This is a genomic window from Clostridium beijerinckii (genome assembly GCF_036699995.1).
Taxonomy (GTDB): Bacteria; Bacillota; Clostridia; order Clostridiales; family Clostridiaceae; genus Clostridium; species Clostridium helianthi.
Window position 1 is genome coordinate 2302983 of record NZ_CP144906.1, and the last position, 13415, is coordinate 2316397.

Sequence of the window (13415 nt, forward strand, 5' to 3'; positions counted from 1 at the left end):
GAGATATAAATGATAGATCCATTATTATTAACTGATTTTTATAAGACAATACATCATATGTGCTATGCACCTGGACTTACAAAGCTTGTAAGTTATTGGACTCCAAGAATGTCTAGAAAAGAAAACATGAACAAAGTGGTTATGTTTGGGCTTCAATCTTTTATAAAAAAATATTTAATAGAATATTTTGATGAAAATTTTTTCTCCATTCCTAAGTATGAAATTATTAGTGAATATAAGAGAGTGATATCTAGAACAATGGGAAGTATTGCAGCAGATACAGCTCACATAGAAAAATTGCATGATTTAGGGTATTTGCCTATACAAATAAAAGCAGTCCAAGAAGGAACAAGAGTAAATATAAAAACACCTATGATTGAAATCACTAATACTCACGATGAATTTGCTTGGCTTGTAAATTATTTGGAGACATTCATGAGCTGTAATATATGGCAGCCTATGACAAGTGCAACAATAGCATATAGATATAGAGAAATTGTTGAAAAGTATTTTGATTTAACTGTTGAAAATGGTGATGTAAAAAAAGCTTGCGGTGATTTTAGCATGAGAGGATTTAGTTCAATTGAAAGTGCACAGGTTAGCAGTGCAGGGCATTTACTTTCATTTGACTTAACCGCAACAATATCATCAATACTTTATCTAGAAAATTATTATAACTGTAATATTGAAAATGAAATAGTTGGACTTGGAACTCCATCAACTGAGCATAGCGTAATGTGCACTTATGGAACTGATGAACTTAAGGCTTACAAGAGATTAATTAATGAAGTATTTCCAAGCGGTGTCATAAGTATAGTTTCAGATACCTACGATTATTGGAACCTTATTACTAATATCCTACCAACATTAAAACAAGATATATTAAATAGAGATGGCAATGTAGTAATCAGAGGAGATAGTGGAGATCCGGTTAAAATAATCTGTGGTGATAATGAAGCACCAAATGATAGTCCAGCATATAAAGGAACTGTTGAACTTTTGTGGGATATATTTGGTGGAGAAATTAATTCAAAAGGATATAAAGTTTTAGATTCTCATATAGGAACAATATATGGTGATAGTATCACAGTTGAAAGGTGTGAAGAAATCTGTAAGTGCCTTGAGCAAAAAGGATTTGCAGTAAGCAATTGCACATTTGGAATTGGTTCTTACACCTATCAATATAATACTCGTGATACTTTTGGATTTGCTCTGAAAGCAACTCATGCAGTAATAAACGGTGAAGAAAAATTTATATTTAAAGATCCTAAAACTGACACAGGAAACTTTAAAAAATCTCAAAAAGGAATGTGCTATGTATACAGGGATGGAGAGGACATTCTTTATAAGGACGAGCTTACTATTAATGAACAAGAGGAATGTAAGGATAATTTATTAGAAGTAGTTTTTAGAGATGGAAAGCTTATTAAAGATTATTCATTAAAAGAGATTAGAGATAAGTTACATGGAGAGTTTTAGTTAAAGATAAAATATGTTGTTTTTATTGCTATTACTAAAAGTAACGGAGGTGAGCTAAGTGCATATGGTTGTGGTGTATTTAGGAATGACCCTAAATTAATAGCACAATACTGGCGAGAACTTCTAATTAACGAAAATTTTATTAGTTACTTTGATAATATAATATTTGCTGTTTTAGATAACTCGAAAAATCAAAACTGCATAAAAGCATTTGAGGGATTAGAAAAGTAGGATATTTACTGTATTTTTAAGAAGGGAATGAGAATTTTGTACACTATTGAAGAAATTCTTGAAATGAAATACCCCTATGAATTATTTACAGGTGATAAAGAAATAGCTAAAAAGGAACACATTGATCTTCTTAAAATATTTCATCCAGATTTGCATAGGGATTCAGAGAAATACAAAGAAGTCACAAGTAAAATAAATGAATTATATTCTCAAACTGTTAAATTATTAGAGAATGGAACCTGGATGGAAGAGGGATTAATTAAAATAACAAGTTCTGATGGCGAAAAATATTCAATGAAATATAATGTAGAATATTCATTTGAATTAGGAAAATATTTTATTGGTAATAGATCAATTTTATATTTAATTGATAAAAAGCATGAGGATTTTGTAGAAAATTCATTGGATAGAATCAAGAATTTAAAATACGAGAATAACAACATGAAATCTGAATTCCAAAAGTATTTTCCGAAAGTGTTAAAGAAATTTGAAACCATAGATAAGAAGATAGGACTGCTTATAGAAAAGCCAGAAGATGCCTATTCTCTTAAAGATATATTAAATTATTATAGCAGCAAAGTTCCACCAAGACATGTAATGTGGATTCTAAGCAGTTTATATAATATAACTTGTTTTCTATATTATAATAATCTATCACATAATGGAATAAATATTGATAATTATTATATTTCACCTTCAAATCATATTGGATTTTTGTTAGGCGGATGGTGGTATACAGTTCCTATAGATGGGAAGATGCTTGGAGTATCTAGCGAAATTTATAGCATCATGTCTCCAGAAATAAAGTCATCCAAAACAGGTACATTTTTATTAGACTTAGAATCCATAAGGCTAATTGGAAGAACCTTGCTTGGTGATAAGAATGGAATAAGTTTTATTGAAGATTCTGATATACCTAAGCCACTTATTGATTGGGTCAGAGGAGTCTCAGTAAACAATCCAATGGAAGAGTATAAGCTTTGGGAAAGTGTTATTAAGCAAAGTTATGGAGAAAGAAAATTCGTAGAAATGGATATTGATATAAATAAATTGTATGCTAGGAAAATTAACAAGTAATATATATGTTGCAAAAATAATTCTTTATCATAACTCAAAAAATAGTACAAGAATTTTAGCCGTAATTATGAATTGTGAAATGTGAATTATGCATTGTTCATTGTGAATTGTAAATTGTGAACTGTGCATTGTGAATTGCAATATATGAGTATTTAGGAGGTATTAAAATGGGAACAGGAAGATGGGATTCAAAAGCTTGGGATAGTTATGCAAGTGCAACTATAAAAGGAAAGAAAACAGTAGATGATGTTTTTGCAGCAAGGAAACTTGATCCAAGTTTAAATCCGTATAATGTAAGTTTTAGAGAAAGCTGTGACAGCATTGATAATCCAAACTCAACGCCAATTATTATTGGATTAGATGTAACTGGTTCAATGGGCATAATTGCAGATAGCATTGCAAGGGAGGGCTTAGAAAAATTAGCTACTGAAATATATAACAGAAAGCCTGTTTCTGACCCACATATCATGTTTATGGGAATTGGCGATGTTAAATATGATTCAGCCCCTTTGCAGGTAACTCAATTTGAAGCTGATATTAGAATTGCAAAAGAGTTAACTAAAATTTATGTGGAACATGGAGGGGGAGGAAATAACTCTGAAAGTTATACTTTGCCTTGGTGGTTTGCTGGAATGCATACAAAATGCGATAATTTTATAAAAAGAGGAAAAAAGGGATATCTATTTACTATAGGAGATGAAGAGTGTCCTAAGACTGTTCTTAAAAATGAAATAAAAAAAGTCTTTGGAGATACAATACAAACTGATAGCATGTCAGCACAAGATTTATTAAGGCTTGTATCTAAGCAATATGAAGTATTTCATATTATTATTGAAGAAGGAAGTCATATGCGTTATCAGCCAGATGAAGTAATAAAGTCATGGAATGATATTTTAGGCCAAAGAGTTTTGAGATTGTCAGATTATACAAAATTGCCTGAACTTATAGTATCAACACTACAAGTATTAACTGGAGAAGACAAGGATAATGTTTCTGATAGTTGGGATGGAAGTACAAGCTTAATAATAAGAAATGCTATAAAGGAATTAGTTCCAAATGCAAAAGATGATGATGGGCTTGTAAAATTTTAATGTTATTGGAGCTGCCGCAGAAAGAATAAAAACTACAATATACTGTATTAAATTTAAAAATTCTAATACAACATACTGTGGTAAAGTTTTTTAATGCGACAGCTCCATGTTTAATATTATGAAAGGAGAGCTTGGCGTGAAATCTATAAAAGTGGTAATAGGTTCTAATTTTGGTGATGAAGGAAAAGGACTAATGACAGACTACATGTGTTCTATTAATGAAAATCCAGTTGTGATTCGATTCAATTCATCTGCTCAAGCAGGTCATACTGTAGTTACACCAGATAGTAAAAGACATGTATTTGGACATTTTGGAGCAGGAAGCTTACAAGGTATTCCAACTTTTTTAAGCAATTATTTTTCAGTGAATCCTTTGTTATTTCTAAAAGAATATGATGAACTTAATAAAATAGGAATTATTCCCCATACAATGATAGATACAAATTGCCCTGTAGTTATCCCACAAGATATGCTATTAAATCAGATATTAGAAAGACATAGAGGAAATAATAAACATGGAAGCTGCGGACTAGGGTATAATGAGTCGATTGTAAGAAATAGCATGGATAGATATAAAATAACCTGCGGCGATATTTTCAGTGGAGTTTATAAAGATAAACTTAAAATTATAAAAAAAGAATATATAGATAAAAGGCTTGAGCAGTTAAATTTAAAGTCATCCAATGATAATTTAATGAGTATACTGTTTGATGCAAATATAATAGAACACTTTATTTATGATGTTGATAAAAATTTTAAATCAAAAGTAGAATTATCTAATATAGAAAGAGTTTTAGAAAATTATCAAACTCCTATATTCGAAGGAGCACAAGGATTAATGCTATCAGAGGACTATAAATATTTTCCTTATGTGACCCATTCCAAAACAGGTGTAAGCAATGTGATAGATTTGTTAGAAAAAGCAAAGTCATGTGAACTAGACATAGAAGTAATCTATGTAACAAGGAGCTATTTAACAAGACATGGGGCAGGACCATTGCCAAATGAAATGAAAGAGAAGCCATACAAAAATATTACAGATTTAACTAACATACAAAATGAATTTCAAGGTGTTTTGAGATTTGCACCACTAGATATAGATTTACTATCAGAGAATATAGAAAATGATTATAATAAGATTCACTTTAAGAGCAAAAATAAAAAAATCAATATAAGTAAATCTATTGCAATAACATGCCTAGACCAGGTAGGTAATAATAAGGCAAATTATTATAAAGATAATAGTCTTCTATTAAAGAGTATTGATGAATTTATAGAGGATATACTTAGAAAGATCAATCCTGACAATTGTTATTTAAGTTATGGAGTATCTAGAGATAATATTGTAAAATATTGAAATAAGATTTGAATATAATAATTTATTTAAATAAATAGTGAAGTTGTTAGAGGAGTTATATGTTAAATGTTAATTGGAAACCAAATAAAATGTTATCTATTCCATTATATCAGCAAATAGTTAATTATATTAAGACGATGATATCAACAGGGGAATGGGACGTAGGTAGTAAACTGCCAACACAAAGAGAGCTGGCAAAAATATTTGAAGTAAATAGAAGTACTGTTGTAGAGGCTTTAGATGAATTAAAAGCAGAAGGACTAATTGAAGGTAAAAGTGGTGTAGGAACTGTCATAGTTAATAATACCTGGTCTCTAATTACATCTATTTCACCATTAAAATGGCAAAATTATATTCAAAGTGGTATACAAAAGCCAAACCTGCCTACAATTCAAAAAATAAATCAATTAGAATTTAAAGATGGAATGATACGGTTAGGAACAGGAGAACTTTCTCGTGATTTATATCCTCATGATATGATGAAAGTTATTTTAAACAAAGTTTCGGAGAATGTAAAAGATTTAGGTTATGAAGAACCAAAAGGATCACTGCATTTAAGAGAAACAATAAGCAAGTACCTGAAAAAGCATAATATAAATGTTTCCCCATCAAAAATATTAATTGTATCCGGATCATTGCAAGCACTGCAGCTAATTTCTATGGGAATTTTAAAGAGTGGATCTACAATACTTGTTGAAAAGCCTTCATATTTGAGTTCGCTTAATTTATTTCAATCATATGGAATGAATTTAAATAGTGTTTCAATGGATAACTTTGGCATCAAGCCAAATGAAATTATAAAAAATAAGAAAAACAATAATTCAACTTTATTATATACTATACCAACTTTCCAAAATCCTACTGGAATTGTAATGACAGAAGAGAGAAGAAATGAAATTTTAGAAATATGCTCAAAGGAAAGAATTCCTATTATTGAAGATGACGCATATAGAGAACTATGGTTAGATAAAGAGCCACCGCTACCGTTAAAATCAAAAGATAAGAATGGAAATGTGATGTATTTAGGCACTGCTTCAAAATCTATAGCAGCAGGTCTTAGAGTTGGTTGGCTAGTTGGACCAGAAAATGTAATTGAACATTTAAGTGATCTTAAAATGCAGATGGATTATGGAACAAGTTCTTTATCTCAGGAAGTCTTAGCTGAATTGATTAATAGTGGCTTATATGATGAATATTTACTGCAGCTAAGAAATCAGCTGAAAATTCGAAGAGATGTGACACTAGATATTTTAAAGAGGTATTTTAATGGTATAGCAACATGGAGCAAACCACATGGTGGATTTTATATTTGGTTAAAATTAAAAAAATCACTATCATTAAATAAACTATTTGAATTATCTTATGAGAAAGGAATATTGATTAATCCAGGAAATATTTATGATTTTTCTAATAGTCAAAATTTAAGAATTTCATATTCATATGCATCATTGGAAGAGTTAGAAAAGGGGTTAAGGATATTATCAGAATTAGTAAAAAAGAGCTATTTCAATGATATAAGTAAAAGCAGCTATTGATTTTTTCAATGGCTGCTTTTGGTTGGGTAATAAACTAATATATTGGTTGGGGACTTTTTATATTTTATTAGTTACAATAAGAAAAGAACTAATAAAGGAGGTAAATTATGATTAAATACTTATTACAAGGACTTCTATTTGGACTTGCTTATGTGGCACCAATAGGAACACAAAACTTATATGTAATAAACACTGCTATGCAAAAAAGTAAGGCTGAAACATACAAAGTTGCACTTATAACTATCTTATTTGATATTTCACTAGCGATTTCATGCTTTTTTGGAATAGGGGCGCTTATTCAAAAATATTATTTATTAAAATTGGCAATACTTCTATTTGGATTTATAGTTATAATTTACATAGGAGCTGGATTAATACGATCATCGTCACAAATATTAGAAGATAAAAAGCTTGGTAATAATTCATTAATTAAAATAGCTATTTCTTGCTTTGCTGTTACGTGGCTTAATACCCAGGCAATAATTGATGGATCCTTATTATTAGGTGGATTCAATGCTTCGCTTCCAGCAGAAATGTCAAAGTACTTTATATTGGGGGTATGCATGGCATCAGCCATATGGTTTAGTGGACTTGCAGGATTCGTAGGGAAGTTTAGCAGTAAATTTAATAAAATAATTAAATGGATCAACATAATTTGTGGATTAATACTTATATTCTATGGCTTAAAATTAGGATACTCATTTATTGAATCAATATATTTATAGCTTTTTATATAATTTTTGTGGATATAGATAAACTAACTATAATCTATACTTATGCGTATAGCTCACCGAAATGAATAATATACTTTTGTTCCAGTTTCTAGGTAATTCTGATGGGCGATTCTAAGGCTATAAAGTTGTACCCAAAGTGCTAGCCTCAAAGAACAAGCGCTCACAGAGAAAGTTCGAAGAACGAAATATAAAATTTCGATTCTCACTTTTTGAACTAGCACATTTGGAACAACTTATAGCCAAAGAATCACATCCATCAAAATTACCAATGAAACATTCCACAAAAGTATATCACTCATTTCTAGTTTTGATATATTTCATAGTGTAAATCTAGCTTATAGTTGGGATATAGGGCTCCACAATGATATTCAAACTTATAAAATTTCAATATCGCTGGTATTCAGGAAATTGAAACAGTAGATATGTATTGTTATCAATGTGGAACCCTATATCTATAAATAACTTAAAATTTTGATTTATACTTTGCAATAAATACCATACAAGAAAGCAGAAACATTTTTGTGCAGCAGGCATTGAAAATGAGCTGTTAAAAGCTCTTAATTGTAGGTTGTTCAACTAATGCTTGTCACAATGAAATTGGGAGCAAGCATTAGTTGTGCAACCTGCAATTTAGTGCTTTCAGCGAAATTTTCATAGTCCTGTGAAACAACAATGTTTCTCCTTTCGGTGGGTTATTGTATAAGCCTAAGTTATATAGTGTTTATCTATATACAAAAATGTATTTGTTGGATACAATATAGGTGAAATTACTTACATAATGAGGAGATTCATGATATGAAATATTATTTTGCACCATTAGAAGGTGTTACTGGATATATATATAGAAATGCATATGAAACTTTTTTTGGACAAATTGATAAGTACTTTATGCCATTCATATCGCCAACTAAGAATAAGAGCTTTACTTCTAGAGAGCTAAACGATGTGCTGCCTGAGCATAATCAAGGAATCAATGTTATTCCTCAGATACTTACTAACAATTCTGAGTATTTCACTGATACTGTAAATGAGTTGAGTAAATTTGGATATGATGAAGTTAATTTAAATTTAGGCTGTCCATCTGGAACTGTTGTTGCAAAGTATAAGGGATCAGGATTTCTTGCACAAAGAAAGCTGCTTGATGAATTTTTAGAAGATATATTTTCGAATGCATCAAATAAAATTTCTATAAAGACAAGAATTGGAAAGGATTCGCCAGATGAATTTTATGAGTTAATTGAAATATTTAATAAATATCCTCTAGAGGAACTTATAATTCATCCAAGAATTCAGACAGACTTTTATAAAAATAAGCCTAATATGGAAGTGTTTAAAGATTCTTTACAATTAAGTAAAAATCCCGTTTGTTATAATGGTGATATTTTTAATGTAGAAGATTATAAGAAATTATCAGAAGCTTATCCGAAGCTTGAAACAGTAATGATTGGTAGAGGACTTATTGCAAATCCGGGCTTGATTGAAGAAATTAAGACCAATCGTCTTATGGATAAAGAATTAATGAAGGCATTTCATGATAAAGTCTGCATAGGATATGAAGAAGTTCTTTCGGGTGATAGAAATGTCTTATTTAAAATGAAAGAATTATGGTTTTATATGATACATATCTTTACTAATAGTGATAAATATGCTAAAAAGATAAGAAAGACAAATAATTTACAGGAATATAAGGGAATCATATCAAGCATGTTTCAGGAACTTGATATAAAGAAAACGGATATACATGGATTTTAATAGTTCAATTATCATATAGATTTTTAGGATTAAATTATCTCATAGATTGAGAAAGTTTTTAATGGGCTAAATTTTTGTATAAATGAAGTTTATGCTTAACTACTGTTTATTATAGAGAATAAGAGTGAGATAGTTATAATTAAATTAGCATATTGCTATCCAAGATACATTAAAGGGAATAATATGTATTGGAGAAATAGCTTTTCATTATAATTCTAAAAATATTGCAAGAATTTTAACCCTAATTGTGAAATGTGCATTATGAATTGAAAATTGTGAAATGTGAATTGCACATTGTGAATTGTGAATTATAAGATGTGCATTGAAAATATATATTTATAAAATTTGGAATATAATCACTGATATTTTTATAATTTATTGTATCAGGGGGTGATTATATGGGTGTTAAAGAAATAATTGAGAAATACAGGGGTAAAAATGCAGATATGCAAAACATTATTGCAAACCTTGTTCTCGCAGTGGCAGATTTAAATGCCAAAAACAAAATCTTAGTAGATATACTAAAGAAGAATGAAATAGAGATTCATATAACTAATAAGAAATATCAAAAATATTTAAGTGATTCGCTGGAGAGTATATTATCGAAGATTTACAAAGACTAGCCAAAGAAGATTTTATAAATGGAGGATATAGAATGATATTTAAACCTGAATTAATTAAGGGAATAGCCAAAACAAGTCATCCATATGGATGTAGAAAAGAAGTACTAAACCAAATCGAATATTGCAAGAATGCAAAGCAATTTCACGGTCCTAAAAAAGTGCTGATTATTGGAGCATCATCAGGTTTTGGCCTTGCTACAAGAATTTCTTTAGCATTTGGTGGAGCGAAAGCTGATACAATTGGAGTTTCGTTTGAAACAGGAATTACAGATAGAAGAACTGGAACAGCAGGTTGGTATAATAATATATTTTTTAAAGAGTTTGCAGAAAAAGAAGGACTAATTGCAAAAAACTTTATTGGAGATGCATTTTCAGATGAAGTTAAAGAAAATGTAATAAAATATATAAAGGATGAGTTTGGAAAAATTGATTTACTCATTTATAGTTTAGCATCGCCAAGAAGAAAAGATCCTAAGACAGGAAATATATACGATTCAACTTTAAAAACTACATCTGGAGAATTTCAGGGTCCGACAATTGATATGGAGAAAGATGAACTTGTTACGACTAAAGTTAATTCAGCAACTGATAAAGAGATAGAAGCAACGAAAAAAGTAATGGGAGGTGAAGATTGGAATGAGTGGTGTAAACTACTCCTTGAAAATGATTGTCTCTCTGATAATGCTATAACAATTTCGTATTCATATATAGGAGCATCAAGAACATATAAAATTTATAGGGAAGGTACAATAGGAGAGGCTAAACGTCACCTTGAGAATACTGCAATTCAAATAGATGAAGAGTGGAAAAAGAAGATTAATGGAAAGGCTTTTGTTTCTGTAAATAAAGCAATTGTTACTAAGGCAAGTGCATATATACCTTCTTTCTCATTGTATGCAGCGGTATTATATAAAGTAATGAAAGAAAAGAATTTACATGAAAATTGCATTATGCAGATGCAAAGAATGTTTGCTGATAAAATATATGCAGAAAACCCAATTGAATTTGATGATAGTGGAAGATTAAGAATGGATGATTGGGAACTTAGGGAAGATGTACAAAGTGAAGTTAATGAATTGTGGGAAAAAATAACTCCAGATAACTTTAAAATATTATCGGATTATGACGGATATAAAAAGGAATTTATGCAGTTAAATGGTTTTGAAATTGATGGAGTCGATTATAGTGAAGACATTGATGTAGAGGCATTGAAAAGGCTAGAGCCATAAGTTAATGAATGTTTATGTTAAGAAGTATCAAAATGATACTTCTTATTTTTTATAAATATATTTTAGAGAGATAATAATATTTCAAAAAACATTGCACTTGTGGTATAATTATCCGGATATGCAATAAATCAAATGGCTATGTATATTATGGTTGTATTTGATTTTAGTGTTTATAAACATAATTAACTAGGGAGAAGTGTTTTGAAATGAGAATAAAATATAAGCTTATCGTTAGCTATTTGATCTTAATTGTATTTGCTGTAAGTGTATTGGGGTTATTAATTGGGAATAAATCTAACAAAGCAGTTTTTAAAGAGGTAAACGAAAAAAGTCAGCGTTTAACAGAATCAATTATTACAACTTTGAGTGTAAGAAATGATTTGCTTACTGAGAAATCTTATGGAGATTTAAATTTTGCGAATAACGTATTAAACAATTTAGCTGATATGAGAGTTGATTACAATGAAATCGTAAAAGTTGGAGATTTTAACTTACCAGTTTTATATTCAGGAAATCAAAGAATATCCTTAGATAATACTATAGTTGATAAACTAAAACAATCAACAGGTAGTATAGCAACAATGTTTTTATTACAAGATGATAAACTAATAAGGGTTTCTACTACCGTATTTAATAATGGTAATAGGATATTAGGTACATATATTTCAAGTGATACTGAAGCTTATAAAAAGACACTAAATAATGAAGAATATATTGGCGATATTAGAATAGAAGGAATTGGATATTTAACAAGAATGAAGCCAATATTAGATAAAGATAAAAAAGTAATAGGGGCAATAGGGTTAGGAAATAAAATTAGTAATGATTATTTAGATAAGACATTAAGTAATATCAAATTAGGGAAGACTGGATATGCGTACATACTAGATTCTGAAGGAAATGTAATTCTTCATCCATCTGATAGTGGAAAGAATGTAAGTGACTACGATTTTGTTCAAAAAATGCATAATGAAAAAAGTGGAATGATTGAGTACACTTATAACGGAGTTAAGAAATTAGGATATTATCAGTATTTTGAAGCTTGGCATTGGTATGTAGTTACTACAGCAGATTATGAGGAATTAAACTCTTCAGCAAAATCAATTTTGACGACCACAATAGCTACTGGGGGAATAATTATTGTTTTAGGCGGAATTATAGCATTATTTTTAGCTAATACATTAGTTAAGCCTATTAACAAGTTGAAATCTTGTATGGAGATAGCGAGTAAAGGTGATTTAACAATACGATGTAATATAGATAGTAAAGATGAGATCGGAGTTTTAGCAAATAGTTTTAATAATATGCTGGCAGAAAATAAAAGATTACTAGAAGAAACTGTGCAGTATGAAAAATTAAAAACGGAATTTATTGCTAATATGTCACATGAATTAAGAACGCCTTTAAATATTATATTTTCAACAGCTCAGTTATTTAATGTACTTATAAATAGAGATGAGGATTTAAATACTGAAAAAATGAAGAATTATACAAATAGTATAAAACAAAACTGTTATAGGTTGGTAAGATTGGTGAATAATCTTATAGATATAACAAAGATTGATTCAGGTTATATGAAACTAGAATTGAAAAATGGCAATATAGTACAAGTTGTAGAGGATATAACACAATCAACTGCTGAATATGTAGGGTATATGTCTAGAACAATAATATTTGATACAGATAATGAAGAAAAAATTATGGCTTTTGATGAGGAAAAATTAGAAAGAATTTTGCTTAATCTAATTTCCAATGCTACTAAATTCACTGAACCAGGAGACAAAATAAGTGTTAATCTATATGATATTGATGATTATATCGTTATCTCTGTAAAAGATACAGGAAGAGGAATTCCAGAGGAAAAAGTATCGCAGCTTTTCCAACGATTTAAGCAAGTAGAACGATTATTAAATAGAAGCCATGAAGGCAGCGGGATTGGGCTATCTATAGTTAAAGCTTTAGTTGAGATGCATGAAGGAACAATAGAAGTAAAAAGTGTTTATGGAGAAGGTACAGAGTTTATTATATGTCTTCCTGTTAAGATAGTTCCAGAAGATGAAGGTAAGAAAAACAAGAATGGTTATGCAAACCAATCTAAGGTTGAAAATATTAATATTGAGTTTTCGGACATATATAGCTAAACAAGATGGTAAATTTTCATTGACATTTTTAAGCTTTGAGTATAAAATTTAGACGAGTACTAGGGGAGCCAGAATGGCTGAGATGAGTTTTCAGACCCTTTGAACCTGCACTGGGTAATGCCAGCGAAGGGAAGTTATAAGATAATATAAAGCTAAATCTAAAAGT

The 13415-nt window shown here is 29.7% G+C and carries 11 protein-coding genes and 1 riboswitch; all 11 genes read left to right on the forward strand.

The features are described 5' to 3' along the window. Window positions 1–9: 9 nt before the first annotated feature. The 11 genes from PZA12_RS10730 to PZA12_RS10780 all read left to right on the forward strand — a co-directional run bounded on the left by PZA12_RS10730 (window position 10) and on the right by PZA12_RS10780 (window position 13249). Window positions 10–1479, forward strand: a complete 1470-nt coding sequence (locus PZA12_RS10730) for a nicotinate phosphoribosyltransferase (RefSeq protein ID WP_103698698.1) — start codon at window positions 10–12, stop codon at window positions 1477–1479. A 30-nt stretch (window positions 1480–1509) separates the two neighbouring features. After that, window positions 1510–1710 carry a TIGR02452 family protein gene (locus PZA12_RS10735; protein WP_278286290.1) on the forward strand — a complete coding sequence of 67 codons (201 nt, stop codon included), beginning with the start codon at window positions 1510–1512 and terminating at the stop codon, window positions 1708–1710. A 27-nt stretch (window positions 1711–1737) separates the two neighbouring features. Continuing rightward, complete coding sequence (locus PZA12_RS10740; protein ID WP_242984856.1) at window positions 1738–2787, forward strand: hypothetical protein; 1050 nt, start codon at window positions 1738–1740, stop codon at window positions 2785–2787. 167 nt (window positions 2788–2954) lie between these two features. Then, window positions 2955–3878 carry a hypothetical protein gene (locus PZA12_RS10745; RefSeq protein ID WP_103698700.1) on the forward strand — a complete coding sequence of 308 codons (924 nt, stop codon included), beginning with the start codon at window positions 2955–2957 and terminating at the stop codon, window positions 3876–3878. 136 nt (window positions 3879–4014) lie between these two features. Continuing rightward, window positions 4015–5235, forward strand: a complete 1221-nt coding sequence (locus PZA12_RS10750) for an adenylosuccinate synthetase (protein ID WP_338481382.1) — start codon at window positions 4015–4017, stop codon at window positions 5233–5235. Between the two features lie 59 nt (window positions 5236–5294). Next, complete coding sequence (locus PZA12_RS10755) at window positions 5295–6770, forward strand: PLP-dependent aminotransferase family protein (protein ID WP_103698702.1); 1476 nt, start codon at window positions 5295–5297, stop codon at window positions 6768–6770. A gap of 107 nt (window positions 6771–6877) precedes the next feature. Further along, window positions 6878–7495 carry a LysE/ArgO family amino acid transporter gene (locus tag PZA12_RS10760; RefSeq protein WP_103698703.1) on the forward strand — a complete coding sequence of 206 codons (618 nt, stop codon included), beginning with the start codon at window positions 6878–6880 and terminating at the stop codon, window positions 7493–7495. Window positions 7496–8299: 804 nt separating this feature from the next. Continuing rightward, a complete protein-coding gene (locus PZA12_RS10765; RefSeq protein ID WP_103698704.1) occupies window positions 8300–9256 on the forward strand; it encodes a tRNA dihydrouridine synthase in 957 nt (318 codons plus the stop codon). 398 nt (window positions 9257–9654) lie between these two features. Continuing rightward, window positions 9655–9879 (forward strand): hypothetical protein, encoded by a 225-nt coding sequence (locus PZA12_RS10770; RefSeq protein WP_026889638.1) that lies wholly within the window; start codon window positions 9655–9657, stop codon window positions 9877–9879. 32 nt (window positions 9880–9911) lie between these two features. Then, window positions 9912–11108, forward strand: coding sequence for an enoyl-ACP reductase FabV (gene fabV / locus PZA12_RS10775; protein ID WP_103698705.1), 1197 nt, complete (start codon window positions 9912–9914; stop codon window positions 11106–11108). A gap of 206 nt (window positions 11109–11314) precedes the next feature. Then, window positions 11315–13249 (forward strand): Cache 3/Cache 2 fusion domain-containing protein, encoded by a 1935-nt coding sequence (locus PZA12_RS10780; protein ID WP_041896266.1) that lies wholly within the window; start codon window positions 11315–11317, stop codon window positions 13247–13249. A 51-nt stretch (window positions 13250–13300) separates the two neighbouring features. Then, window positions 13301–13398, forward strand: a riboswitch (TPP riboswitch). Window positions 13399–13415: the final 17 nt, after the last annotated feature.